General features: G+C 69.4%; 22 protein-coding genes. 13 read left to right on the top strand and 9 right to left on the bottom strand.

Going from position 1 to position 24,871, the window contains the following annotated elements:
* Positions 1-2 precede the first annotated feature (2 nt).
* Complete coding sequence (cobO, locus tag ACLJRL_RS00855; protein ID WP_410654032.1) at positions 3-617, bottom strand: cob(I)yrinic acid a,c-diamide adenosyltransferase; 615 nt, start codon at positions 615-617, stop codon at positions 3-5.
* Positions 617-2,584, bottom strand: coding sequence for a putative cobaltochelatase (locus ACLJRL_RS00850; protein ID WP_410654031.1), 1,968 nt, complete (start codon positions 2,582-2,584; stop codon positions 617-619). Before ACLJRL_RS00850 ends, cobO begins: the two co-directional genes overlap by 1 nt.
* Before the next feature lie 61 nt (positions 2,585-2,645).
* Here ACLJRL_RS00850 and cbiE point away from each other — a divergent pair, with 61 nt between their 5' ends.
* The 6 genes from cbiE to ACLJRL_RS00820 all read left to right on the top strand — a co-directional run bounded on the left by cbiE (position 2,646) and on the right by ACLJRL_RS00820 (position 10,634).
* Positions 2,646-3,797 (top strand): precorrin-6y C5,15-methyltransferase (decarboxylating) subunit CbiE, encoded by a 1,152-nt coding sequence (gene cbiE / locus ACLJRL_RS00845; RefSeq protein WP_410654030.1) that lies wholly within the window; start codon positions 2,646-2,648, stop codon positions 3,795-3,797.
* Positions 3,794-4,555 carry a precorrin-4 C(11)-methyltransferase gene (gene cobM, locus ACLJRL_RS00840; RefSeq protein ID WP_410654029.1) on the top strand — a complete coding sequence of 254 codons (762 nt, stop codon included), beginning with the start codon at positions 3,794-3,796 and terminating at the stop codon, positions 4,553-4,555. Before cbiE ends, cobM begins: the two co-directional genes overlap by 4 nt.
* A 13-nt stretch (positions 4,556-4,568) precedes the next feature.
* The gene (locus ACLJRL_RS00835) at positions 4,569-5,564 is read left to right on the top strand and encodes a Gfo/Idh/MocA family protein (protein WP_410654028.1); all 996 of its coding nucleotides are present in this window, start codon (positions 4,569-4,571) and stop codon (positions 5,562-5,564) included.
* A complete protein-coding gene (locus ACLJRL_RS00830) occupies positions 5,561-6,307 on the top strand; it encodes a cobalt-precorrin-6A reductase (RefSeq protein ID WP_410654027.1) in 747 nt (248 codons plus the stop codon). The genes ACLJRL_RS00835 and ACLJRL_RS00830 overlap by 4 nt, the downstream gene beginning before the upstream one ends.
* A 33-nt stretch (positions 6,308-6,340) precedes the next feature.
* Complete coding sequence (locus ACLJRL_RS00825; protein ID WP_410654026.1) at positions 6,341-9,472, top strand: arabinosyltransferase domain-containing protein; 3,132 nt, start codon at positions 6,341-6,343, stop codon at positions 9,470-9,472.
* 172 nt (positions 9,473-9,644) lie between these two features.
* Complete coding sequence (locus ACLJRL_RS00820) at positions 9,645-10,634, top strand: hypothetical protein (RefSeq protein WP_410654025.1); 990 nt, start codon at positions 9,645-9,647, stop codon at positions 10,632-10,634.
* Between the two features lie 70 nt (positions 10,635-10,704).
* Here ACLJRL_RS00820 and ACLJRL_RS00815 read toward each other — a convergent pair whose 3' ends face one another.
* From ACLJRL_RS00815 to ACLJRL_RS00805, 3 genes are read right to left on the bottom strand one after another with little or no spacing between them, the layout of a single operon-like run.
* Positions 10,705-12,210: a precorrin-2 C(20)-methyltransferase gene (locus ACLJRL_RS00815; RefSeq protein WP_410654024.1), complete on the bottom strand. Its 1,506-nt coding sequence runs from the start codon at positions 12,208-12,210 to the stop codon at positions 10,705-10,707.
* Positions 12,207-12,830: a precorrin-8X methylmutase gene (locus ACLJRL_RS00810; protein ID WP_410654023.1), complete on the bottom strand. Its 624-nt coding sequence runs from the start codon at positions 12,828-12,830 to the stop codon at positions 12,207-12,209. Before ACLJRL_RS00810 ends, ACLJRL_RS00815 begins: the two co-directional genes overlap by 4 nt.
* Complete coding sequence (locus ACLJRL_RS00805; protein WP_410654022.1) at positions 12,827-13,927, bottom strand: precorrin-3B synthase; 1,101 nt, start codon at positions 13,925-13,927, stop codon at positions 12,827-12,829. Before ACLJRL_RS00805 ends, ACLJRL_RS00810 begins: the two co-directional genes overlap by 4 nt.
* 98 nt (positions 13,928-14,025) lie before the next feature.
* On the opposite strand from ACLJRL_RS00805, the gene ACLJRL_RS00800 reads away from it, so the two are divergent.
* The 4 genes from ACLJRL_RS00800 (at position 14,026) to ACLJRL_RS00785 (ending at position 17,600) form a co-directional block, all read left to right on the top strand.
* Positions 14,026-14,934 (top strand): ABC transporter ATP-binding protein, encoded by a 909-nt coding sequence (locus ACLJRL_RS00800; protein ID WP_410654021.1) that lies wholly within the window; start codon positions 14,026-14,028, stop codon positions 14,932-14,934.
* Positions 14,931-15,782, top strand: coding sequence for an ABC transporter permease (locus tag ACLJRL_RS00795; protein WP_410654020.1), 852 nt, complete (start codon positions 14,931-14,933; stop codon positions 15,780-15,782). Before ACLJRL_RS00800 ends, ACLJRL_RS00795 begins: the two co-directional genes overlap by 4 nt.
* Before the next feature lie 3 nt (positions 15,783-15,785).
* On the top strand, positions 15,786-16,028 hold the full coding sequence (locus ACLJRL_RS00790) for a helix-turn-helix transcriptional regulator (RefSeq protein ID WP_410654019.1): 243 nt from the start codon (positions 15,786-15,788) through the stop codon (positions 16,026-16,028).
* A 429-nt stretch (positions 16,029-16,457) separates the two neighbouring features.
* Positions 16,458-17,600, top strand: coding sequence for a DUF222 domain-containing protein (locus ACLJRL_RS00785; protein ID WP_410654018.1), 1,143 nt, complete (start codon positions 16,458-16,460; stop codon positions 17,598-17,600).
* A 211-nt stretch (positions 17,601-17,811) separates the two neighbouring features.
* Here ACLJRL_RS00785 and ACLJRL_RS00780 read toward each other — a convergent pair whose 3' ends face one another.
* Entirely contained in the window at positions 17,812-18,693 is an 882-nt protein-coding gene (locus ACLJRL_RS00780) for a CU044_5270 family protein (protein ID WP_410654017.1), read from the bottom strand.
* A complete protein-coding gene (locus ACLJRL_RS00775; RefSeq protein WP_410654016.1) occupies positions 18,686-19,294 on the bottom strand; it encodes an RNA polymerase sigma factor in 609 nt (202 codons plus the stop codon). The genes ACLJRL_RS00780 and ACLJRL_RS00775 overlap by 8 nt, the downstream gene beginning before the upstream one ends.
* Before the next feature lie 353 nt (positions 19,295-19,647).
* Here ACLJRL_RS00775 and ACLJRL_RS00770 point away from each other — a divergent pair, with 353 nt between their 5' ends.
* Complete coding sequence (locus tag ACLJRL_RS00770) at positions 19,648-20,055, top strand: YciI family protein (protein WP_410655115.1); 408 nt, start codon at positions 19,648-19,650, stop codon at positions 20,053-20,055.
* Positions 20,056-21,285, top strand: a complete 1,230-nt coding sequence (locus tag ACLJRL_RS00765) for an RNA polymerase sigma factor (protein ID WP_410654015.1) — start codon at positions 20,056-20,058, stop codon at positions 21,283-21,285. It begins immediately after the preceding gene.
* Positions 21,286-21,349: 64 nt separating this feature from the next.
* Here the strand turns inward: ACLJRL_RS00765 and ACLJRL_RS00760 are convergent, their stop codons facing one another.
* A complete protein-coding gene (locus tag ACLJRL_RS00760) occupies positions 21,350-22,207 on the bottom strand; it encodes a DUF11 domain-containing protein (protein ID WP_410654014.1) in 858 nt (285 codons plus the stop codon).
* A gap of 275 nt (positions 22,208-22,482) precedes the next feature.
* Here ACLJRL_RS00760 and ACLJRL_RS00755 point away from each other — a divergent pair, with 275 nt between their 5' ends.
* Positions 22,483-23,730, top strand: coding sequence for a hypothetical protein (locus ACLJRL_RS00755; RefSeq protein WP_410654013.1), 1,248 nt, complete (start codon positions 22,483-22,485; stop codon positions 23,728-23,730).
* A 72-nt stretch (positions 23,731-23,802) separates the two neighbouring features.
* Here the strand turns inward: ACLJRL_RS00755 and ACLJRL_RS00750 are convergent, their stop codons facing one another.
* Positions 23,803-24,729 (bottom strand): proteasome assembly chaperone family protein, encoded by a 927-nt coding sequence (locus ACLJRL_RS00750; protein ID WP_410654012.1) that lies wholly within the window; start codon positions 24,727-24,729, stop codon positions 23,803-23,805.
* Positions 24,730-24,871: the final 142 nt, after the last annotated feature.

Below are 24,871 nucleotides of genomic sequence, written 5' to 3'. Positions count from 1 at the left end.
AGCTACCACTCGATCCCCCGCTGGCCCTTTTGCCCGGCGTCCATCGGATGCTTCACCTTGGTCATCTCGGCGACCAGGTCCGCCGCCTCGATCAGCTCCGGCGGCGCGTACCGCCCGGTGATCACCACGTGCTGGTGACCCGGCCGCGAGGTCAGCGTCGAGACGACGTCGTCGACTTCGAGCCAGCCCCATTTGAGCAGGTAGCTGAACTCGTCCAGGACGTAGAAGTCGTGCGTCTCGGCGGCGAGGCGGCGTTTGATCTCGGCCCAGCCTTCACGGGCGTTGGTCGCGTGGTCCTCTTCGGAACCGGACTTGCGTGCCCAGCTCCAGCCCTCGCCCATCTTGTGCCATTCGACCGGCCCACCCTCGCCGGTGTCGTCGTGCAGCTTGCCGAGCGCGCGGAACGCGGCTTCCTCGCCGACCTTCCATTTCGCCGATTTCACGAACTGGAACACGCCGATCGACCAGCCCTGGTTCCACGCCCGCAACGCCATACCGAACGCGGCGGTGGACTTCCCCTTCATCTCACCGGTGTGCACGGCGAGCAAGGGGCGATTCCGGCGCTGACGCGTGGTGAGTCCGTCGGCCGGTACTGTTTCCGGTTTGCCTTGGGGCATTACGCTGCCCTTCCTGAAATCCGACTGTGGACGGCACCGGTGAGTGTGTCGGCGGCGACCTCGGTGACCGGGACGTGTTCCGCGCCCAGGTGTTCGGCCAGTTCGGCGGCGAGCCCCAACCGCATTTTGCCGCTCTCGCAGTCCATCACGACCGACGTCACGTTCCCGGCCAGCAGCCCGGCCGCCTGCTGAGCCCGCTTGACGGCGTCGGCGCCGCTGGTCGCGCGGCCGTCGGTGACGACGACGAGCAGCGGACGACGTTGCGGATCACGTACGGCTTCGATGCGCAGAACCCTTGCCGCTTCGAGAAGTCCTTCGGCCAGAGGCGTCCGGCCGCCGGTCGTGAGACCGTCCAAACGGGACGCCGCGGCGTCGACACTGATCGTCGGCGGCAGGGCGAGTTCGGCACCGGAGGCACGGAAGGTCACCAGGCCCACCTTGTCCCGTCGCTGGTAGGCGTCGAGCAGCAGGGACAGCACGGCCGTCTTGACCTCGCGCATCCGCTGGCGAGCGCCCATCGACCCGGACGCGTCGACGCAGAACAGCACCAGGTTGCCCTCGCGCCCTTCTCGCCGGGCGAACCGCAGGTCCTGCGAACGCAGTACGAGCCCGGCGCCGCTGCGACCGCGGGAACGCTGGTGCGGCGCGGCCGCGCGGACGGTGGCCAGCAGATGCGGATGCCCGTCCTTGATCCCGGCGGGCTGGACACCGATGGTCCGCCCGTTGTCGGTGATCGCCCGGGACCGGCGTCCGGCGGCGCCCTCTCCAGTGCCCTTCACCTCGAAACGCTTGGCACGAAAGGCTTCTCCGGCGCGGACCGGCTTCTGCTCACCGCCCTGACCGCCGTTCGGAGGCTCTTGATCACCCTCCGACGGCGACGGCGGCGGGTCCGAAGCCTCGCCACCCTCAGGAGGGGTACCGGAACCTGGGCCGTCATCGTCAGGACCGGGATCTTCGGGCTGGGCGTCCTGCAACGCCTGCTCCAGCTGCTCCTCGGAAATTCCCGGTGCGTCAAAGGGATTCCGGCGGCGGCGGTGCGGCAGCGCGAGCCGGGCGGCCACCCGGACGTCCTCGGTGGTCACCTCGGTACGCCCGGCCCAGGCGGCGTGCGCGACGGCCGTCCGCGCGGTCACGATATCCGCGCGCATCCCGTCGACCTCGAAGGACGCGCAGACCTCGGCGATCTGCCGCAACGCGTCGTCCGGCAGCTTCACCGTCGGCAGAAGTCGTTGTGCCGCCTCGATGTCGGCCGCCTGTTCGGCGTCTGCCGCGGCGTACTGGCCGGCGAAACCGTCGGGATCCGCCTCGTAGGCGAGCCTCCTCCGGACGACCTCGACGCGCAGTTCGGGATCGCGGCTGGAGGCGACCTCGACGGTGAGCCCGAAGCGGTCCAGCAGCTGCGGGCGCAGTTCGCCTTCCTCGGGGTTCATCGTGCCGATCAGGACGAAGCGTGCGGCGTGCGACACCGAGACGCCTTCGCGCTCGACGGTCGCGCGGCCCATGGCGGCGGCGTCGAGCAGGGTGTCGACCAGGTGATCGTGGAGGAGGTTGACCTCGTCGACGTAGAGCAGCCCGCGATGCGCGGCGGCCAGCAGGCCGGGCTGGAAGTCGGTGACGCCGTCGGCCAGCGCACGTTCCAGGTTCAGGGAGCCGATCACGCGGTCTTCGGCCGCGCCGACCGGCAGTTCGACGAGCCGGGCGGGACGGCGATGGGCGGGCGAGCCCTCGGCGTGCGGGCCGTCCGGGCAGGCCGGGTCGGGCTCGACGGGATCGCACGAGAACCGGCACGCGTCCACGACGTCGACACCGGGCAGAAGGCCGGCGAGCGCCCGGACCATCGTCGACTTCGCCGTGCCCTTCTCACCGCGCACCAGCACCCCGCCGACGGCCGGAGAAATGGAGGAAAGCACCAGCGCCAGGCGCAGATCCGGCATCCCCACAACGGCGGTGAACGGGTACGGCTTCACAGCTCTCCCTCATCGTCGACGACCTCCGGCCGATCATCGCACAGGAAATCCGTCGTCTAGCGTGACGAACGTGCGCGAAAAATCACCCCTCACCGTGGTCGGCATCGGTGCCGACGGCTGGCCCGGCCTGTCCGGGCAGGCCAGGGAAGCGGTGCTGAGCGCGGACGTCGTCGTGGGCTCGCCGAGACAACTCGCGTACCTGCCCTCGGAGGTGAAAACCGAGCCGTGGCCCAGTCCCCTGCTCCCCACCCTGGACGACTTCCTGGCGGACAGGGGCCGGATCTGCGTGCTGGCCAGCGGCGATCCCCTGCTGTCCGGCATCGGCACGACGCTCATCCAGCGCGGCTACGACGTCGAGATCCTGCCCGCGCTCTCCTCGGTGACACTCGCCCGCGCGAGGCTCGGCTGGTCGGCGGAAGAGACCGAGGTGGTCACCGTCGTCGGCCGCGCCATCGGCCGCGTGAGCCGTGCGCTGGCGCCGGGCCGCCGGATCCTCGTGCTCGGGGCGAGCGCCGACGACCTGCGTGACCTGCTCAAAGCCCGCGGCTACGACCAAAGCCGTGTCACCGCGCTGTCCGACCTCGGCGGCCCCGACGAGCGGGTCGGCCCAGGCTCGCTGACCGTGTTCGCCATCGAGGCCGACGGCCCCGCCCTGCCGCTGACCGGTCTGCCGGACGACGCCTTCGAGCACGACGGCCAGCTCACCAAACGCGACCTCCGCGCGTCCGCGCTGGCCAGGCTCGCGCCGTCGCCCGGCGAACTGCTGTGGGACGTCGGCGCGGGCGCGGGCAGCGTCGGGATCGAGTGGTCCCGGGTGCATCCGCTGAACCGGGCGATCGCGATCGAGCGGTCACCGGAGCGGGCGGCGCGGATCACCCGGAACGCGCACACCCTCGGCGTCCCGGAACTCGAAGTGGTGATCGGTGCCGCGCCGGAAGCACTCGATGGACTGACCAAGCCACACGCGATTTTTCTCGGCGGCGGGCTGACCGTTCCGGATGTTCTGGACGCCTGCCTGGCGACCGGCGCGCGGCTGGTGGCGCACGGCGTCACGCTCGAATCCGAGCAGGCCTTGGCACGCGCCTACACCGAACACGGTGGCGAGCTGATCCGCGTCGGCGTCGAGCAGGCCGCCCCGCTGGGCGGATTCACCGGCTGGACCCCGGCGCGGGTCGTCACGCAGTGGACCAGAACACCGGGGAGCAGGCCATGACAGTCCACTTCATCGGCGCGGGCCCTGGTGCCGCCGACCTCATCACCGTGCGCGGCCGCGACCTGCTCGCCCGCTGCGAAACCTGCCTGTACCCCGGCAGCATGACGCCGACAGCGCTCCTGGAGTACTGCCCTCCGGAGGCAGTGCTCATCGACACCGCGAACCTGGACCTGCCCGCGATCGTCGAGCGCATGGTCGACGCACACCGAAACGGCCACGAGATCGCGCGGCTCTGCTCCGGCGATCCCTCGATCTACAGCGCGGTCGCCGAGCAGATGCGCCGTCTCGACGCGGCGGGCGTGCCCTACGACGTCACCCCCGGCGTACCCGCGTTCGCCGCCGCGGCCGCGCTCCTCAACCGCGAACTGACCGTTCCCGAGGTGGGCCAGAGCCTGGTCATCACGCGGGCGCAGGCGCGGTCCACCGCCATGCCATCGGGTGAAACGCTGGCGAACTTCGCGCGCACCGGGACCACGCTGGCGCTGCACCTGGCGATCAACCGCATCGAGCAAGTAGTCGGCGAATTGCTGCCCTTCTATAAGGAGGACTGCCCGGCGGCCGTGGTGGCGCTGGCGAGCCAGCCCGGCGAGCAGGTGCTGCGTGGGACACTCGGCACCATCGCCGCCCAGTCCCGCGAAGCCGGGATCAGCCGGGCGGCGATGATCTTCGTCGGCGAAGTCCTTGCCGCCGAAGGGTTTCCCGACAGTTTCCTGTACTCGGCCACCCGTGATCGCGCTAGTCAACCGGAATCACTGTAAAGACGGAGTCACTGTGAGAAACCTGCGCTGGGGCCTGCTGGCCGCCGGGACGATCGCCGCCGAGTTCGCGGCGGGCGTCGAAGAGAGCAAGCACGGCCGGCTCGAAGCCGTCGCCGCGCGCTCCGGCGATCGGGCGGCCGAGTTCGCGAGCCGCTTCGAAATCCCCAAGTGCTACGGCTCTTACGAGGATCTGCTCGCCGATCCGGACGTCGACGCGGTCTACATCTCGACACCGCATCCGCTGCACGGCGAATGGGCGATCCGCGCGGCCGAGGCGGGCAAACACATCCTGTGCGAGAAGCCGCTGACGGTATCGGTCAGCGAAGCCGAAAAGGTCATCGAAGCGGCCCGCGTCAACGACGTCTTCCTCATGGAGGCGTTCATGTACCGGCTGCACCCGCAGATCCGGCGGCTGGCGGAACTGATCTCCTGCGGCGCCATCGGCGAGATCCAGGCCGTCGACGTCGCCTTCAGCTACAACTTCGTCGTCCCCCGGCTGACCGATCCGGCGCTGGGCGGCGGCGGGATCTTCGACGTCGGTTGTTACTGCACGTCGCTCGCGCGCCTGGTCTCGCAGGCGGCGACCGGGCAAGACGTCGTCGAGCCCGAAGAAGTGCTCGGGATGGCGAAGCTCGACGAGAACGGCGTCGACGAGGTCGCCTTCGGTCTGCTGCGGCTGCCCGGCGGGATCCTCGCGCAGCTGGCCTGCGGATTCCGGCTGACCCAGGACGATCACATCCGTGTGTACGGCTCGCAAGGACAGCTCTACGTGCCGAAGCCGGCGTGGATCCACGAACTGCGCAAGCCGAAGACGTCGCAGATCATCCTCACGCCGGAGGGTGGCGAGCCCGAGGTGATCGAGGTCGAGGCGACGCAGGGCCTCTTCGCCCGCGAAGCCGACCACGTCGCCACGCACCTCGCCGACCGGCAGGCGCCCGAACTCACCTGGGCGGAAACACTCGCCAACCTGCGCACGCTCGAACGCTGGCGCGACGCCGTCGCGCGATGACGGTCCTCGTCCTCGGCGGCACCGGCGAAGCCCGGGAACTGGCGAAGGAACTGGTGGCGCGCGGCGAGCACGTGATCTCGTCGCTCGCGGGCCGCGTCGCACGGCCGAAGCTGCCTGAGGGCGAAGTCCGCGTCGGTGGCTTCGGCGGCCCCGAGGGGCTCGCTCGCTGGCTGACCAAGAACGACGTCACCGCGATGGTGGACGCCACCCATCCGTTCGCCGAACGCATCGGCGCCAACGCCGTCGTGGCCGCGCGCGAGACGAAGACGCCGCTGCTCAGGCTGGCCAGGCCGGGCTGGACGGAACAGCCCGGCGACAGCTGGCGCTGGGCCGACGACCTCGATCACGCCGCGAGGCTGCTCCCGGGCCTCGGCGAACGTGTGTTCCTGACCAGCGGACGGCAGGGACTGGCGGCCTTCGCCGGGCTCGACGACCTCTGGTTCCTCATCCGCTGCGTCGACCCGCCCGAGGCGCCGATCCCCCGGCGGCACGAGATCCTCCTGGACCGCGGGCCGTACGAACCGGCGAAGGAACGCGGGCTGATGGAGCGGCACCACATCCAGGTCCTGGTCACCAAGGACAGCGGTGGCGCGATGACCGCGGCGAAGCTCACCGCGGCCCGTGAACTCGGCCTCCCGGTGATCGTCGTCCGCCGGCCTCCGAGATCGGGAACGACCAGCGTATCGACCGTTCAGGAAGCCTTGAGCTGGCTCTGCGTCACGACCAAGGGCATCCCTGCGTAAGCCGTTCGGAGCAGACCCGTTAGCGTTGCGTCGATGCGTCTGATCGCTGTCACGCTGGGGTTGCTCTCCGCCTTGTGCGCGTTGGCTTTCCCCTTTCTGCCGGTAGTGCAGGACACAGCGGAGGTCGTCTGGCCAACGGGCGGCGACACCCGCTCCGTCAACGCGCCCTTGACCGGGTACTGGGCGCAGGACCTGCGCGTCGACGTGCCGTGCACGGCCATCCGTTCGCTGGACGCGCGTTCGCAGGGGCAGGCGCTCCTGTTCTCCACCGTGCCCGACGGCCGCACCGACCCGCGCGCGGGCAAGGGCGTCGGCCTGCAGTTGCGCATCGACAACGGCGTGCTCCTCGCCTCGAGCCAGGGCCAGCAGATCGCGCAGCAGCCGCTGCCTCCTCAGTCGACGTCACAGCAGTCAACGTCACAGACCAACTGCGACGTCAAACTGGTGGCGGACGCGAACCAGATGACGCTGTCGGTCGCCGAGACCGTCGTGTTCCACGCCGACGGCGACGTCCGGCCGCGGCTGGTCGGGATCTACTCCTCGATCAACGCGGGCAAGGACCCCATCACCGGCCTGCACGTCTCGGTCGTCCCGGACACCCGCTACCAGACCTCGCCGACGGTCTGGAAATCCCTCGTCGGGGCGCTCGCGGCGCTCGCCTTCATCGGCTGCCTGATCGCGGTGTGGCGGATGGACTCCGGTTCCGCCCGCCGCGCGCCGCGCTGGGCGCCGGTCGGCTGGTGGCGGCTGACCGCCCGCGACGCGACGGTGATCATCGCGCTCGGCGCCTGGGTCTTCATCGGCCCGGTCACCTCGGACGACGGCTACATCCTCACGATGTCGAGAGTCGCCGAAGACACCGGCTACCTGACCAACTATCACCGCTGGTTCGGCGTCGCCGAAGCGCCGTTCGGCTGGTTCTACCACGTGTTCCAGCTGATGTCGCACGTCAGCACGGTGCCGCCGTGGATCCGGCTCCCGTCGTTCCTGCTCGGGGTGATGAGCTGGCTGCTGATCAGCCGCGAGGTCATGCCCCGCCTCGGCACCCAGGTCCGGACGAGCCGCGCGGCCGGCTGGGCCGCCGCGGCCGTGTTCCTGGTCTGGTGGATGCCGTTCAACAACGGGGTCCGTCCGGAACCGGTCGCCGCGCTGGGCTCGCTGCTGGCGATCTGCGCCGTCGAGCGCACGCTGGTCACCCGGCGTCTGCTGCCGCTCTGCCTCGGCTTGACCGCCGCCGGATTCACGCTGGCCGCGACACCGACCGGGCTGATCGCGGTCGCGCCGTTCCTGGTCGCCGCCCGCCCGCTGTTCAAACTGGTCCGCCAGCGCGCCGAGAAGGGCTGGCTGCCGGTGCTCGCGCCGGTGCTGGCCGCCGGGCTGCTGGTGCTGGTCGTGGTGTTCGCCGACCAGACCTTCGCCACCGTGCAGGAGGCGACCCGGATCCGTACCCAGGTCGGCCCGAACCTCTCGTGGTTCCAGGAACTCGCGCGCTACCAATTGCTCTTCGAGAGCCTGCCGGACGGATCGGCGCCACGCCGGTTCCCGGTGCTGCTCGTGCTGCTGTGCACCGGGACCTGCCTGGTGGTGCTGCTGCGCCGCGGCCGGATCCCCGGTGCCTCGCTCGGCCCCAGCCGCCGCCTGATCGGCACGGTCGCGCTGTTCTTCCTGCTGCTGGCGCTGACCCCGACCAAGTGGACGCACCACTTCGGCGCGTTCGCCGCCGTCGGCGCGGCCATGGCGGCGTTGACCGCGCTGGCGACCAGTTCGACGGTGCTGCGCTCGAGACGCAACCGGGCGGCGTTCCTCGCCGGGCTGCTCGTGGTCGGCGCGCTGGCCGCGACCGGGCCCAACTCCTTCTGGTTCGTCTCGAAACTCGGCGTGCAGTGGACCGCGGTGGCGCCGTCGATCGGCGGGATCCCGCTGTCGACGATCCTGCTCGTCGCGGCCGCGATCTCCGGCGTGTACGCGTTCGTGGAGAACGTCCGCGCACACCGGCCAGGGCTGCCCGCCGGGCCGCAGGAAGGCCGGAGCCGGTCGCTGCGGCTCGGGTCGCTCTCGCTGGTCGTCGTCTGCGGCCTGATGGCGACGGGTGAGTTCGTCAGCATGGCTTGGGCGATCCACAACCAGGCCGGTTCCTACAGCCTCGGCGCCGCGAACTTCGGGCATCTGTCCGGCAAGAGCTGCAACCTCTCCGACCACGTGATGGTGGAACGGGACGCCGCGACCAGCATCCTGCGGGCCCAGCCGGAACAGCGGACCGTGCCGGTGGAGAAGGAAGAGCCGCCCGCCGGGACGACCCCGCCGCTGCCCGATCCGGAACAGGACAACGGCCGCGTCCAGACCGGCTTCCACACCCGCGCGCTGGACGACAAGGACCCGCTCGCCGAGCCGCCGCACGGGTTCAAGCCTGACGAAGTGCCGATGTGGAGCAACTTCCTCGACCCCGAAACGCGCGCCGGAAGGCTGCGCAGCGACTGGTACGCGCTCGCCGAGAAGCCCGGGGACGGGCAGATCGTGGTCGCCACCGCGGGCGCCTCTCGCCGTCCGACGTCGGTCAGCCTCGACTACGGCGTGAACACCGGCGAAGGCGTGAAGGTCCTCCGCAGCCAGTTCGCGCTTCCACCGGGCGCGGGCACCAACGGCTGGAACGACACCCGGATCAACCTGCGTGACCTGCCGCCCGAGACGACGTCGGTGCGGATCAACATCGTCGACAACGACCTCACCGAGGACGGCTGGATCGCCGCGTCCGCGCCGCGCGTGCCGACGTTCACCACGCTGACCGAGAAGATCGCCGGGAAACCGGTCTACGTGGACTGGCCCGCGTCGTTCGTCTACCCGTGCGTGCAGCCGGTGACCTCGCACGACGGCATCTCGAAGATGCCCGACTACCGCATCACCGCGGGCGCCGTCGCCGACGAGGCGAACTGGGCGTCCAGCACCAACGGCGGTCCGATCGGCTGGCTCGAAGAGGTCGCCGACGAACCCGAGGTGCCGAGCTACCTGATCGGCCAGCCGAGCCAGTCGTGGGGACAGCTGCTGCAGGTGGAACCGTTCACCGAGGGGATCGCGCCGACGATCATCCACCGCGAGAAGGTCGTGCCGGGCTGGTGGTCGCCGGGACCCGGGCCGCGGCAGCCGAACGGCAAGGACCCGACGCGGTAGTCGCAACGCCGCTGGTAGTCACTTCGCTCCGCTTGGCTTCGCGGAATGCGCGTGAGGGCCACCCTCAGGGACTCTGAGTCCCTGAGGGTGGCCCTCACGCGCATTCCGGGGAGTTATCCACAAGGGGTGAGTTATCCACAGGCAAGGAAAGAGGGTCTGGCGCGAGCTCCTGGTGGCCGCCCATTCTTTGATCATGAAAAAACGTGGCCGGTGGGCCGATCACCCGGAACTGCTCCAGCAGCGCAGCCGCGACGGCGTCATCAAGGCGGCGACCCTCGAATCACTCGACATGAGCAGCCGGCTCATCTACCGAAGATGTCTGCCCGGCGGACCATGGCGCCGACTGCTACCCGGGATTATTCTCCTTCACGCAGCACAGCCCACTCAGGATGAACTGGTGATCGCCGCGTTGCTGTACGCGGGACCTCAAGCGCGGATAACCGGAGCAGAGGCGTGCCGCCGTCACGGGATGCGCGCTGGAGAACTCCCTGTGGGACAAGGCATCCATGTCCTCGTCCCACATGAACACAAAATCCTCAGCACCGGGTTCGTGACCGTGGAACGCACTCGCAGGCTGCCGAACGCGTGGACGCGCGATGAGGTCCCGCTGGCTCCACCGACCCGTGCCACCACGGATGCGTGCCGTCGTCTTCGGACGGTCGAACCGATCGGGCGCCTCTTGATCGAAGCCGTACAGAGCGGCCACTCCACCCCCGAGGCGCTCGCCCTGGAACTGGACGAAGGGACCACACGCGGAACCGCGATCCCGCGCAGAGTTCTCGCCGAGTGGAAGGAACTCCGCTCCGTCGCGGAAGCCAGGGCGAAGATCATCAGCCGCCGCCTTGCCAGCGAGCCGAGCCACTGGAATCCCGAGATTCGCGACAGTGACGGCGGCTACGTCGGACGTCCGGACGCTTGGTGGGACGACGTGGCACTCGCCTGGGAAATCGACTCGGTCGACTTTCACTTCTATCGCGATGGTTATCGACGGACGTTGGCACGCAACAACCAGTATGCGAAGGCGGGCATCGTCGTCGTGCAGACCTTGCCTTCCCAGCTCATCAAAGATCCCGCCGGAGTGCTGGAAGAGTTGCGGGCCGCTCGGCGAACCGCCGCCGCGCGACCGCGTCCTGCCGTCAGGATCGCGGCGAGGGCCGCCTGACGTGACGTGAGGGCCACCCTGAGGGACTCTGAGTCCCTGAGGGTGGCCCTCACGCGCATTCCTCAGGCCGTCATTCGTAGCTGCGCGGTGTCCAGACGACGCCGTCCTCGGCGCGGGTCTTCGACGACCCCACGATCAGCAGGCACCGCATGTCCACAGTAGACGGATCGAGGGTGCCGAGGGTGACGACGCGGATGTCCTCCTCCGGCCCGCCGACGTCGCGCGCCACCACGACCGGCGTCTCGGGCGCGCGGTGGCGGAGCAGGACGTCACGCGCCTGAGCGAGCTGCGTCGTCCTCGTGCGGGACGCCGGGTTGTACAGCGCCAGCACCAGGTCCGCGGCACCCGCGGCGTCGAGGCGGCGTTCGATGATCTCCCACGGTTTGAGCCGGTCGGACAGCGACAGGACGCAGTAGTCGTGTCCCAGCGGCGCGCCGACCCGGGACGCGGCCGCCTGCGCGGCGGTCACGCCCGGCACGATCCGCACCCGCGTACCCGCGCCGTTCCCGGCCGAGACCTGCTCCAGCACGGCCGAAGCCATCGCGAAGACCCCCGGATCGCCCGAAGACACCACCGCGACGCGTGCACCTTGCGACGCCAGTTCCAGCGCCTCGACGGCGCGTTCGGCCTCGACCCGGTTGCCCGACGCGTGCCGTTGCTGGCCCGCGCGCTGCGGCACCCGCGCGACGTACGGCCCGTAGCCGACGATGTGCTCGGCCGCCGCGAGTTCCTCGGTGGCCTCCGGCGTCAGCCAGTCCGGCCCGGCGGGCCCGAGCCCGACGACCACGACCTCGCCACCGGTGCGTGTTTCCGCGGCCTTGGGGGTTTCCGGCTCTCCCGAGAGCCGCGCCGCGTAGGCGGGGCTGGGCAGCAGTGCCAGCGAGAAGTACGGCACCGATTCCGGGTCGACGTCGGCGAACCGCTCGACACGCTGCTTCTCCCACGTCGCGCGCTCGATGTAGAAGGCGTCGTCCAGTTTCCCGGCCTCGGCCAGCGCCTCGCGGACGTTCCCGAACGTGCGGCCGAGCTTGAGCACCGCGGCGGCCTGCGTGTCGGCCAGCCGCCGCGCGAGTTCCGGCGCGGGCAGCGTCCCCGGAAGGATGGTGAGGACCTCATCGCGCTGCACCAGCGGACGGCCGAGCACCGACGACGCCGCGCTGACCGACGTCACGCCCGGCACCACGGTCGCCTCGAAGCGGTCGGCGAGCCGCTCGTGCATGTACATGTACGAGCCGTAGAAGAACGGGTCGCCCTCGCACAGCACGACGACGTCGCGGCCGGCGTCGAGGTGCTCGGCGAGCCGTTTCGCGCTCAGCTCGTAGAAATCGGCGATCGCGCCCTCGTAGCCGCCGGGGTGATCGGTGGTCTCGGTGGTGACCGGGTAGACCAGCTTTTCCTCGATCTGGCCGTCCCGCAGGTACGGCTCGGCGACCGACCGCGCGATACTCCGGCCGTGCCTGGCGCTGTGATAGGCGATGACGTCGGCCTCGCCGATCAGCCGCGCGGCCTTGACCGTCATCAGTTCCGGGTCACCCGGGCCGAGCCCGACACCCCAAAGACGTCCCCGCCCGCTCATTCGACCTCACTCGCCATCGCGTTGATCGCGGCGACGGCCATCGCGCTGCCGCCACGACGTCCGTGCACCACCAGATACGGCGCGGGGGCGCGCCGCGCGAGCTCCACTTTGGACTCGGCGGCGCCGACGAACCCCACCGGGACACCGATGATCGCCGCCGGCGCCCCGACGCCCTCATCAAGCAGTTCCAGCAACCGGAACAGCGCGGTGGGCGCGTTCCCGATCGCCACGACGGAGCCGGGGAGCTTGTCACGCCACAGTTCCAGCGCGGCCGCGGAGCGCGTGGTGCCCATCCGCTCGGCCAGTCCGGGCACCTTCGGATCGGACAACGTGCACAGCACTTCGTTGGCCGAGGGCAAACGTTTGCGCGTCACCCCGGACGCGATCATGTTGGCGTCACAGAGGATCGGGGCGCCTGCCTCAAGGGCGACGCGGCCGGATTCCACGACGTCGAGGCTGTAGCGGAGGTCGTCGACCAGGTCGACCATCCCGCACGCGTGGATCATCCGCACGGCCAGCACCGCGACGTCGTCGGGCAGGATCGCCAGATCCGCCTCCTCGCGGATGGTGGCGAACGAATGCCGGTAGATCTCGGCCCCGTCCCGGATGTAGTCGATCACTGATGTCCCTTCACTTCGGCACTGTCCTTCGCCGCCAACGCCTTCGCCAAATCGCCGGCCGGGAACCACGTCCCGTCGACCAGATATCCGTCTTCCGCCGCGAGCACGTCGACGTGTTCTTGAGCGGGTTTTCCGCACCGCCGTTCACATCCGGAGACATGCACGCGAGGGGTCCGGCCGATGCGCGCGGCGTCGGCGCGGACATCGGCGCGCGACTTCGCGCAGCCAGGACGTCCGATACAGGCACTCACGCCGAGTGAAGACGCGCTCGGATCGACGACCAGACCCACGTCCCTGTCGAGCTTTCCCAGGACCAGGATCGATCGCCAGGGCGTGACCACGGCGTTCCCGGCTTTCGCAATCACTCGCGCTTGAGCGGAGGTCAACCGGCCGAAGACCGGCGCGACCCCGATCGCGTGGTCGCCGATCGGCCCGATGGGCAGGCCGGTCTTGGTGTCGAAGGCTTGCGGTTTCACCGTTTCACCCGATATGCCACGGAGAAGTGGTTCCGGGTCAGGGAGTTCGCCGACCCGCCACGCCGTCCCCCGTATCCGCAGGAAGGTGCGCGCGACCGAGAGCAGGGCCTCGACGGCGTGCTCCTCGCTGATTCGCAGGCCGGTGTCGGTGCCGTCGAGCAGGAGCGCACCGTCGCGCCAGCAGACGTCAGCGCCTTCTCCGGCGACGTCGCCGCTTCCACCGTCGAAGGCGAAGAGGAAGCGTCCCGGAAGCTCGGCCAGCTCAGGGACGGCGCACAGGGCCTTGTCGAGCGCCTGCGCGAGACCTTGGGCGATTCCACTCAGCGGCGACGCGAGGATGTTGCGGACGCGTTCGTGCGACGGCGCGGGCAGGAGACCGGCCGCGGAAAGCCTGGTCGCGAGGCCGGGGCGGAGAACGCCGCGGAGCTGGACGTTGCCGCGCGAGGTCAGGTGCAGAGCCCCGTCGCCGAGGTCGTCGGCGGCGTCCGCGAGGGCCGTGAGCTGGGCCGACGTCACCGCGCCGCCGGGAAGGCGGACCCGGGCGAGCGGGCCGTCGGCGGCGTCGTGCGTGGCGAAAACACCGGGGCACGCGTCGGCTCGGGCACGCGCACTCGTGGACATGGGCTCACTGTAGATGGCCTCCTCTGACGAGAGCAGCCATCTGATCAAATGTAGTATGTGTGCTACATTCAGTCGCAGCACTGAGATGGGGGTGGCCAATGAGAGATCCACAAGACGTGATGATCTCCGCCAAGGGCCTCCGGATGCGGTACGGGACCAACGACGTCCTCCATGGCGTCGACCTCACCGCACACCGGGGCGAAGTGATCTGCCTGCTGGGGCCGAACGGGGCGGGCAAGACCACGACGATCGAAATCCTCGAAGGCTTCCGGATGCGTTCGGAGGGCGAGGTCAGCGTGCTCGGCATCGACCCGGCGCACGCGGACGAAAACTGGAGGGCGCGGCTGGGGGTCGTCCTCCAGGCCTGGCGTGACCACGCGAAATGGCGGGTGCGGGAGCTGCTGGAGCACCTCGGCGGCTACTACGCGCCGTACTCCACGGATCGCATCAAACGGCCATGGGATCCGGACGAACTGGTCGCCGCGGTCGGGCTGACCGAGCACGCGGACAAGAAGGTCCGGATGCTCTCCGGCGGGCAGCGGCGCCGTCTCGACGTCGCGATCGGCATCGTCGGCCGCCCGGAACTGCTGTTCCTCGACGAGCCGACCGCCGGGCTGGACCCGGAGGCGCGGCGCGAGTTCCACGAACTCGTGCACCGGCTGACCGATGACGACGACACGACGATCCTGCTGACCACCCACGACCTCGACGAGGCCGAGAAGCTGGCCGACCGGATCCTGATCCTGAACCACGGCCGGATCGTCGCCGACGGTTCCGCCGACGCGCTGAGCAGGCAGATCGCCGGCGAGGCCGAAGTGCGCTGGACGCTGGACGGCCAGCGGTTCGTGCACTCGACGACGGAATCGACGAAGTACGTGCACGAACTGTTCAAACAGCACGGCGACGCCATCGGCGACCTCGAAGTCCGCCGGGCATCACTGGAGGACACCTACATGACCCTGGTACGCCAGGCCGAGTCTCCCCTCGTGGAGGTGAGCGCGCGATGAACGCGATCCAGCACAGTGTCCGGCTGGGCGTGCGACGAGGCTGGCTCGAGACGCGCCAGACCCTGACCAACGGCGAGGACCTGTTCAACACCTTCCTCTTCCCGGCGCTCTTCGTGGTCGCCATGTTCTTCATGCGTGACGCGAAACTGCCGGGAACGGAGTTCTCGCTCGGCGCCGCGACCGTGCCGAGCGTGCTGGGCGCGTCGATCGTGTTCAGCGGCATGCTCGGCATGGCAGGCGTCCTCGCCGTCGAGCGCGAGGACGGCACGCTCCTGCGCGCCAAGGCCACTCCGAACGGCATGGTCGGCTACCTCGTCGGCAAGGTCGTCACGATCTCCATCGGCACGGTCATCGGGATGCTGCTGGTGCTGATCCCCAGCCTGATCCTGTTCGACGGCATCGCGCCGGGCGGGCTGACGTCGTGGCTGGGCCTGCTGTGGGTACTGGCGCTCGGCCTGCTCGCCACCATGCCGATCGGCGCGATCTTCGGTTCCCTGACCACGAACGCACGCAGTATCGGCCTGATCATGCTGCCCACCCTGGGCCTCGGCGCGATCTCCGGCATCTTCTATCCGATCACCGCACTGCCGGAGTGGCTGCAGGGCATCGGCCAGGTGTTCCCGATGTACTGGCTCGGCCTCGGCATGCGCTCCGCACTGCTGCCGGACTCGACGGTGATGATCGAGATCGGGCAGTCCTGGCGGCCTTGGGAGACCCTCGGCGTCCTGGCCGCCTGGGCCGTGATCGGATTGGCGTTGGCCCCGGTAGTGCTGCGACGGATGGCGCGGCGCGAGTCCGGGTCCTCGGTGGCGGCACGACGAGAAAAGGCGATGCAGCGAATTGGCTAGCTCATGAGCGAAGTCGTTTACAACCGGATCGCGATGCTGCGAGCGGAACGGGGCATCTCCCGCCGCGAGCTCGCCGATGCGCTGGGCGTGCACTACCAGACCATCGGCTACCTCGAGCGCGGCGAGTACAGCCCGAGCCTCTTCCTCGCACTGCGGATCGCGGGATTCTTCGAGGTGGCGGTGGAGATCATCTTCTCCACCGCTCCTTTTCCGCGGATCGGTGATTCTTCGGAGCGATCGGCTTGACGGGTTTTGTGGAGCGGGCGCACGGACATGCGGTGCGGTTGGGTGGGACCGGATCGGTGACGAGGAGCTGCTGCTCGGCGCTCTCGCCGAGCAGCAGCGACGCAAGGAAGCCGCCGTCGACGCGCAGGACTTCGCTCGGGCCGCGTTCGTACGCGACACCGAAAGGCGAGTTATCCGCGCCCGGGACGAACTGCGCGTCAGTGGGTGACGACCGTCGATCCGGTGGATCTCGCCGGCGCTGACGTTTCCTTGTGGGATCAAGTCTCGTCGCTCGAGCTTGAGCGGACGAACTGCGCGTCAGGTAACCACAGCGCTCGCATTGAGTGGTCGAATCGCGGCAATGAAATCACCCTTCAGTGTTATTAGCGCCGCTTCATTGTTGCAGATAATTACGAACATCTGTTCGACAATGTGCGGTATCATGGAGAGGTGTCCGAGACCTCCGTTCTTCCTCAGTTGCCGCAGGAGTTGTGGCGTGCCGGGAAACTGGAGCTTGCCCACGGAGCGACGGAGGCGTTGACGCTGATGCGGGCCGCGTCCGCTGTGCTGGGCATCTATCTTGCGGAGATCGAATCCCGGGGTGCGAAAGACCTGTACGGGTATGCCAATACGAAAATGTGGCTTGCTGATGTCGCACGGATCGCTCCTGCCGATGCGAAGAAGGTCGTGGATCGCGCGGTGGCGCTGAACCCGACCCGCGCACTCGACGGCACCGAAGTTCCAGCATTGGCACCTGCCACCGCCGTCGCGGCAGCGGAAGGCGCGGTTGGGGAGCAGCACATCGACCAGATCATCGGAGTGCTGAAAAGGATCCCCGCCCACGTCACGGTCGAGAACCGTGAGGCTGCGGAGAAGATCCTCGCCGATCTCGCTCGCGATGGGGGTCCTGGGCAGATCGCGGCCGCCGAAGCAGGCCTGATGGCGTGGCTGGACCCTGACGGTGCGGAGCCGAAGGATCCCGAACCCGTCCAGCCACGCCGCGAATTGAGAGTGCACCGGCGTAAGGACGGGTTCTGGAAGCTCACCGGCCTGTTGGACGACGAAGCAGGTGCTCGCACCGCAGCGGCGATCGAGGCCTACGCCAAACCTCGTCCGGTCGACGAGTTCGGCCAAGCCGACCTGCGGACCGTCTGGGAACGGCAGGGCGACGCGTGGGTGGACCTGCTCGACCTGGCCATCGCAAGCCCGGACCAGCCCGGAACCTGCGACTGCCTGATGCTGCCGATCGTGATGAACGCCGCCGGGGAACCCCTCGATGTGGGGCGGATCAAACGGTTCGTCACCCCCGGCCAGCGGAAAGCCTTGAACGCCCGCGACCGAGGCTGCTCCTTTCCCGGCTGTCAACGGCGGCCGAAGCGCTGTCACGCTCACCATATTCATCACTGGGCAGACGGCGGACTGACCGACCTCCGCAACATGTGCCTGCTCTGCAGCTTCCACCACCGCCTGATCCACCACGGCGACTGGGAAGTCCGCATGGCCGCCGATGGGCTACCGGAATTCATCCCGCCGCAGTACTTGGATCCACTACAGGCCCCGAGGCGCAACACACTGCACCCCACCCTCGCCTGACCAGAGGAGCCCGCCGGCCACACCGGCGACGGGCTCCTCGCCATGCCCACGACCAGAACGAGCCGACCCACGTTTAGTCCTCTACTTGCGTACGCCCTACAGGCCTTCACCGCATCCGGAGTCCTTTGTGGACATGTGTTCCCAGGCCGGTGTGCGAAAGTGGCTTTCACAACCTCGCTTCCGGACAGCACTGGGTCGAGTCGGCTTCCGGTCAGGGTTTCTGGCCGACCTTGTCCACGATCCCGTGTGCCACCAGGGAACCGGAGCCTTCACGACCGAGGAATTCGTACGTCTTCGGGTCGAGGTAGAACTCCAGCGGCAAGTCCCCGACCGTCCAGCTCACGGTCACCGCCGGACGTCCGGAGGGATCCTGGGTGCCGGTGCGCACGGTGAGTTCCGGGATCTTCGCGAGCGTCTCGTAAAGCGCCGCCCTCGCCGCCGGGGCCAGCACGCTCTCGATCAGGTTCATCGCCTCGACGTTCACGCTGTGCGCGCCGGTCCCCTCCCCTCGGGTGTCCTCGCGCAGATACGCGAGCACGGCGTCGGGCTTCGTCGGCAGATCCGGGTAATAGACGCGGAACGGGATGCAGTTCTTCGCGCCGCCGCCCTCGTCGGCGGGGATGGCGCGTTTGCCGCCGCGGCAGCCGGGCGACGTGCCCTCTTGGCCGTTCATGCTGTAGCGGCCGTCGTGCGTACCGTCCACAGAGGCCCATTGCTCGTAGTACCAGCCGTCCGGGCGCTGCTGCTTGGAGTAGACGAACTGGTCCTCCCTCGGCCGGAGTTCCGGCTGGGCGCGGACGACCTCCGCGGCGACGAGCAGCACGTGCCTCGGCGGCGGCGCGGGAGCGATCGGCGCGGCCGGGCTCAACGCGACGACGGCGATGACCGCGGCCGCGGCGGCCAGGCCGACGGCCACACCGCCGGTCCACGCCAGCCGTCGCAGCGGCCGGGTGGCGGGCGGCCGGGCGGCGGGCGGTGCGGGCTGGTCCTCGGCGATCCCGGCCAGCAGCTTGGCCCGGGCGCCCGTCAGGTCCGCGGCGGCCGGGGCCGGGGTCTCGTTCCCGAGGTCCCGCAGCAACTGCATCTCATCCATGGTGGGAGATCTCCTCGTGAGTCGTGGGGTCCGGGAGGTCGAGAACGCCACGGACCTTCTTGCGGGCGCGGAACAGCCGGGACCGCACGGTGCCGATCGGGATGTCGAGGGCGGCGGCGACCTCGTCGTAGGCCAGGCCCTCCCAGGCGACGAGCAGCAGCACGTCGCGATCCCCTTCGGCGAGCCCGGCCAGCGCGTGACGGAGCAGCCCGTTCATCGCCTCGGCGGTGACCTGAGCGGCCACCCGGTCGGCATGGCCCTCTTCGACGCCTTCGGCCGGGACGGCGGCGAGGAGCCGCAGTTCCCTGGCCTCTTCCCGGCGATGTCTGGCGAGGATGTTGGTCGCGATGCCGTAGAGCCACGGCAGCGCGTTCGTTCGGGCGAGGTCGTACTGCCGGCGCGCCCGGAACGCGGCGAGGAACGTCTCCGCCAGCAGATCGTCGGCGATCTGGCTGCCGAGCCGCCGCGCCAGGTATCGGGCGATGGCCGGGCTGTGCCGGTCGAAGATCACGGCGAAGCTGTCGGGATCGGCCCATGACCGCCCGATCACCGCCGCGTCGTCCTCCCCCGGTGAGGACCGCTGCTGTCCTGCAGGACTCATGGACCGCCTTCCGTCGGTGTCCGTCTTCATCCCGCTCTTCGCGGCCCGGCCCGAACGAGTTCACGTCCGTCCGGGAAGCACATCCCGCCTGATCGGACGACCGGGAAACTCGATCATCATCCCTTCGCGTCACTACCGTCGGGTCATGACTCTCGCCCGACCTGTCGGAGTCGTTCGTCATCGGCGCGGCTGCCCGGGCCGGCCGACGCGATGAACACCGCCGCCGACCGCGGCTGAGGGACAATCTCCGAAAAAGATCGGCGGCCGGTGTCCGGTCACGTCCGGCGGCTCCGACGTCTCCGGTGAGAAGGCACCGAGGCGGTGCCGGCCGAGAGGAGAAACCCGTGAAGTACATGATCATGATGGTCGGGTCGCAGCAGGATCTGGACATGCTCGGTGGCAAGGGCGAGGGCGGCTGGAGCGCCGGCGACGTCGCCGCGCTGCACGAGTTCATGACCAAGTGGAACAACGATCTGGTCGAGTCCGGCGAGTTCGTCGACGCGCAGGGCCTCACCCCGCCGGCGCACGCCCGCCGCATCTCCCTGCGTGACGGCGCGCCGGTGGTGACGGACGGGCCGTACGCCGAGACGCAGGAGGTCCTGGTCGGCTACACGATCGTCGACACCGCGAGCTACGACCGGGCCTGCGAGGTCGCGGCCAAGCTGGCGGACACCCCGTTCCCGAAGGGCACCGTGCTCGCGCACGAGTGGTACGTCGACATCCGGCCGTGCGTCGACGGCATCGAGGATCTGGAGCTCTGAGTGCCGGAGACCGCTGTCGAGGACCTGCTGCGCGCACTGTCTCCGCAGGTCCTCGGCGCCCTCGTCCGCCGGTACGGCCATTTCGACCTGGCGGAGGACGCGACGCAGGAGGCGCTTCTCGCGGCCACGACGCAGTGGCCGGAGGAGGGTCTGCCCGGCAATCCCCGCGCCTGGCTCATCACGGTCGCGTCGCGGCGGCTGACCGACCTGCTGCGCAGCGAGCAGGCGCGGCGACGTCGCGAAGACACCGTCACCCAATGGACGTTGCCCGGGGAGCACCTCGCGCCCGCGGCGGACCGGAAGGCGGCCGACTCCGACGACACGCTCATCCTGCTTTTCCTTTGCTGCCACCCTTCGCTGTCCCCGGCGTCGCAGATCGCGCTGACGTTGCGGGCGGTCGGCGGGCTCACCACGGCCGAGATCGCGCGCGCGTTCCTGGTTCCCGAGACGACGATGACCAGGCGGATCAGCCGCGCGAAGAGCGGCATCAAGGACAGCGGAGTCCCGTTCGGCATGCCGCCGGAAGCCGACCGCGCCGGACGGCTCGACGCGGTGCTCCACGTGCTGTACCTGATCTTCAACGAGGGTTACGCCAGCACGTCGGGCCCCGAACTGCTGCGGAGCGAACTCTCCACCGAAGCCCTCCGGCTGACCCGGATCGTCCACCGGCTGCTGCCGGACGACAGCGAGGTCACCGGGCTGCTCGCGCTGATGCTGCTCATCGACGCCCGCCGCCCCGCGCGGACCGGGCCCGACGGCGCCCCGATCCCGATGGCGGAACAGGACCGCGGCCGCTGGAACGCCGAGTACATCGCGGAAGGCATCGCACTGCTTTCGGCGGCGCTGCCACAGGGCCCGACCGGGCAGTTCCAGATCCAGGCGGCGATCGCCGCGCTCCACGACGAGGCACCGAGCGGCGAAGAGACCGACTGGCCCCAAATCGAGGCGCTGTATGAACTTCTGCTGCGGCTCTCGGACAATCCCGTGGTGGCGCTGAATCACGCTGTCGCCGTCGGAATGGCCCATGGCCCGAGGGAAGGCTTGGCAGCACTGGGGAAACTCGACGACCGGATCACCGGGGATCACCGGTTCCACGCCGCCCGCGCGCATCTTCTCGACATGGCCGGGGAAACAGCCGCCGCCGTCGAGTCCTATGAGGAGGCCGCGCGGCGAGCGGCGAGCCTGCCGCAGCGGCGTTATCTCAACTCGCGGGCCGCGCGGCTGCGCTGACCCCTCGACACGATTCGGCACCTGCTCGCCGAGCAGATGCCGAATCGCTGGGTGTACCAGGGCTTCAGCAGGTGAGCAGCAGCCCGGTGATCGCCGTGCAGGTCGACGACGCGGTGTTGTTGGCCGCGTTCGGATCGGCGACGGAGCTCTGCGTGATCTTCGCCGTCGTCTTGATCGGGCCGAGGGTGAGCAGACCCGCGGCCACCGAGAACTTGGCCGTGGCACTGGCACCGGACGCCAGCGACGCGATGTCGCAGTTGACGATCTTGACGCCACCCGGGTTCGCGCACGTGGCCGAACCGGTGAACCTCAACCCGTTGCCGAGAGTGGAAGCGACCCGGATCCCGGTCGCCGCCGACGGACCGGCGTTGGTCACCTTGACCGAATACTCGATCGACGACGTCAGGATCCCGCGCGGGGACGCGGTCAACGTGACGCCGAGGTCGGCGGCGGTCGTCCCGCCGGTGATGGTCAGCACGGGTCCGTCGAGGATCTCGAAGCTGTAGTTCTCACCGACGAACTGGTGCTCCAGGGTGACGTTGCCGAGCGGGGCGTCGTCCTTGACCCGGAAGGTGAACAGCACATTCTTGCTCTCGCCCGGCGCTACCTCGCCGACCCCGCCGCGAATGCTGCCGCCGAGCATGTCACAGGCGAAGGCACCCGGGCAGGACACCAGGTCGACGATCCCCGGGAGCGGGGATTCCTTGCCGTAGAGCGTCGCCTTGCCACCCACGATGGCCGACGTCGGGTCGGCGTTGTAGACCGTCTGCGAGACGGTGAACGTCTGTCCACGTTGGACAGTGGTCGGCGAAACCACCACCGCGCTGGTCGGCGGGGCCGCGAGTGCGGGCGACGGCGCCATGACCGTGATCGTGGCCGCCACGGCGACCAGAGACAGGAGCTTGGTTCTTCGAAGCTTCATCGGTTCTCACAATTCCGGCCGGGGGCGTCGCGCCGATCGGTGCGGACAACGATCAGTCGCCGAGGAGCGGATATTCGTTACCGCCGCTCCGGCCATCTGGCCCGGCACCTTCACCCGGTCGGAGCAACCGGCCCGCGATCGACGAGATCGAACAGCCGAAGCATTCGAGGGAAATGATCGCCATAGACCACTGATTCCCCCGTGCGGGCAACCTTCCGGGCCGACAGGTCGTAAAGGATTCACGTGAACCCCTGCGACAACTGGAAGGGTCCCAGATGCAAGGCGTAGCAACACGATCCGCGCTGACCGTGTCCGGTCTCGTTCTCGGCCTGTCCGGCCTGCTCACGAGTACGGCATCGGCGAGTGAGGCCTGGCGGCTCGAGCAGCCGTTGGACAGCACGGTGAACCGGATCTACTTCGGTGTCGCGGCCACCGGCACGAACGACGCGTGGACCATCGGCAGCGGCTGGACCGGCAGCGCCGAGGTCCCGCTCGCGATCCGCTGGGACGGCACGAAATGGGCCGAAACCACCCTCGCCCCGATCGACGGCGCCAGTTCCCGGCTCTCCGAGATCTCCGCGTCGGCGCCGGACAACGTCTGGGTGGCGGGCGATCGCACCGCCGGGGCGGGCACGCAGCGGGCGCGGGTCGCGGACCCGCGTCAGCTGCGCTCCGCCCGGCCGTCGGGCGCGGCTCAACCGGCCGCGGCGCAGACGGCCACCGTGGTCCAGCGGTGGAACGGACAGGCCTGGACGGACATCGAACGCCCGAAACCGCCGGCGGGGATGGACGGCTACATCAGCGACCTCGCCGCGTTCGCGCCGAACTCGGCGTGGGTGGTCGCCTACGACTACGAGAACGCGACCGGGAAGGGGACCTACCGGCTCGAACACTGGACCGGAAAGGCTTGGGAGAAGGTCGAAATCCCGTTGACCGGGAACCGCCCGCTCCAGCCGACCCGGGTCGGCGGCACCGGTGACGACGACCTGTGGGTCGGCGCGACCTCCGTGGCGGCGGACGGGAAGGAGACCCCGTTCCTGCTGCACTGGAACGGCAAGGGCTGGCGGCAGGTCGAGGTGCCGGTGCCGTCGGACTACCGCACCGGCTGGCTGGTCAACCACATCGTGCCGGACGGTCGCGGCTCGGCGTACGTCGTCGGCCGGGTGAACGAATGGAACGCGACCGGGATCCCGGCGATGGTCACGCGCTGGGACGGGAAGTCGTTCAGCCCCTTGCCGAACGGGCCGTTCGACGAGATCAACGCCGCCACGCTCGACGGCTCCGGGAAGCTCTGGACCGCGGGCTGGGTGCCCGGTGACGGGCATGTGCTGATGTCGGTCTGGAACGGGACCGAATGGCGCAAGGACGTGCTCCCGCCGGAGGTGGCCGCGACGGCCGAGGGCAGCTCGATCCTCGGTTTCGCCGCCGTCCCCGGCACCCAGGGCCTGCTCACGTCCGGGCTGGGCAGCTCAGGCGGCCTCGCGAACACCTGGGGCGTCATCGCCTCGCTCGGCTGGCACTGACCTGAAAGTCCGTGAAGGCCCCCTTCCCTCGGCTGAGCCGAGGGAAGGGGGCCTTCACGCGCGATGGGGGCTTTAGCGCTCGGGGGTGTCCCCGCCGTTGTTCTGCTGCTCGGCCAGGAACCGCTCGAACTGGTTGCCCAGTTCCTCGGCTGTCGGCATGTGCTCGACCGACTCCGCGAGGAGGCTCTCCTTGTCGGACGCCTCCATGAACGTGTCGTACTGCCGTTCCAGCGCGCGGACGACGTCGGCGATCTTCTCGGATTCGGAGACCTGCCGGTCGATCTCGGCGTCGGCCTCGCGGGCCGCTTCCCGGAGGTCGCCGTCCGGCAGGTTCAGCCCGCTCGCCCTGGCGACCGCCTCGAGCAGGTGCAGCGCCGAGCCCGGGTACATCGAGTCCGCCAGGTAGTGCGGCACGTGCGCGGCGAAACCGGCGGCGTCGTGCCCCCACTCGCCGAACCGGAACTCCAGCAGCCCGGCGATACTGCCCGGAACCTGCATCCGGTTGGGCAGCGGCTGGTGGTCGCCGACCAGTTCGTTCCGCGTCGCGTGTGCCGTCACCCCGAGCGGGCGGGTGTGCGGCGCGCCCATCGGGATGCCGTGGAAACCGGCGGTGAGCCGGACGTCCCAGCGTTCGACCAGCCCGCGCACGGCGGCGGCGAACCGCTCCCAGTCGTGGTCCGGCTCCGGGCCGGTGAGCAGCAGGAACGGCACGCCGTCGGCGTCGTGCAGCAGGTGGACGACCAGTTCGGGCGCGTCGTAGGACTCCCAGTGGTCGATCGCGAAGGTCATCGTCGGGCGGCGCGAGCGGTAGTCGATGAGGCGGTCGACGTCGAACCGCGCGACCACCCGGTGCTCGCCGGAGTTCAGCAGGTGCTCGGCGACGAGCTTGCCCGCGGACCCCGCGTCCATGAACCCCTCGAAGTAGTGCAGCAGCACGGTCCCGCCGAGGTCGGGGACGTCCGAGTCCACCTCGTACAGGTCCTCCGGGTCCAGTGCCACCAAGTCCTCCAGCTTTTGTGCTCACAACCGTCTGTAGGCGGCAACGCCCCGGTAGGGGCAATCCATTCCGCCGACGGTGGCAACGATCCTAGCCGTGCCGTGACACCTGTCGTGGGCAGTCCGTGCCCAGGTGGTGCACGCT

This window comes from Amycolatopsis sp. lyj-112 (assembly GCF_046549055.1).
Lineage (GTDB): Bacteria > Actinomycetota > Actinomycetes > Mycobacteriales > Pseudonocardiaceae > Amycolatopsis.
This window is presented reverse-complemented; position numbering and strand designations above follow the sequence as displayed.

Coding starts and splice junctions, on each gene's coding strand:
- cobO (WP_410654032.1), bottom strand. CDS start 617: ATGCCCCAAGGCAAACCGGAAACAGTACCGGCCGACGGACTCACCACG.
- cobM (WP_410654029.1), top strand. CDS start 3,794: ATGACAGTCCACTTCATCGGCGCGGGCCCTGGTGCCGCCGACCTCATC.
- ACLJRL_RS00830 (WP_410654027.1), top strand. CDS start 5,561: ATGACGGTCCTCGTCCTCGGCGGCACCGGCGAAGCCCGGGAACTGGCG.
- ACLJRL_RS00825 (WP_410654026.1), top strand. CDS start 6,341: ATGCGTCTGATCGCTGTCACGCTGGGGTTGCTCTCCGCCTTGTGCGCG.
- ACLJRL_RS00815 (WP_410654024.1), bottom strand. CDS start 12,210: ATGAGCGGGCGGGGACGTCTTTGGGGTGTCGGGCTCGGCCCGGGTGAC.
- ACLJRL_RS00805 (WP_410654022.1), bottom strand. CDS start 13,927: ATGTCCACGAGTGCGCGTGCCCGAGCCGACGCGTGCCCCGGTGTTTTC.
- ACLJRL_RS00800 (WP_410654021.1), top strand. CDS start 14,026: ATGAGAGATCCACAAGACGTGATGATCTCCGCCAAGGGCCTCCGGATG.
- ACLJRL_RS00795 (WP_410654020.1), top strand. CDS start 14,931: ATGAACGCGATCCAGCACAGTGTCCGGCTGGGCGTGCGACGAGGCTGG.
- ACLJRL_RS00790 (WP_410654019.1), top strand. CDS start 15,786: ATGAGCGAAGTCGTTTACAACCGGATCGCGATGCTGCGAGCGGAACGG.
- ACLJRL_RS00780 (WP_410654017.1), bottom strand. CDS start 18,693: ATGGATGAGATGCAGTTGCTGCGGGACCTCGGGAACGAGACCCCGGCC.
- ACLJRL_RS00775 (WP_410654016.1), bottom strand. CDS start 19,294: ATGAGTCCTGCAGGACAGCAGCGGTCCTCACCGGGGGAGGACGACGCG.
- ACLJRL_RS00770 (WP_410655115.1), top strand. CDS start 19,648: ATGATCATGATGGTCGGGTCGCAGCAGGATCTGGACATGCTCGGTGGC.
- ACLJRL_RS00760 (WP_410654014.1), bottom strand. CDS start 22,207: ATGAAGCTTCGAAGAACCAAGCTCCTGTCTCTGGTCGCCGTGGCGGCC.
- ACLJRL_RS00755 (WP_410654013.1), top strand. CDS start 22,483: ATGCAAGGCGTAGCAACACGATCCGCGCTGACCGTGTCCGGTCTCGTT.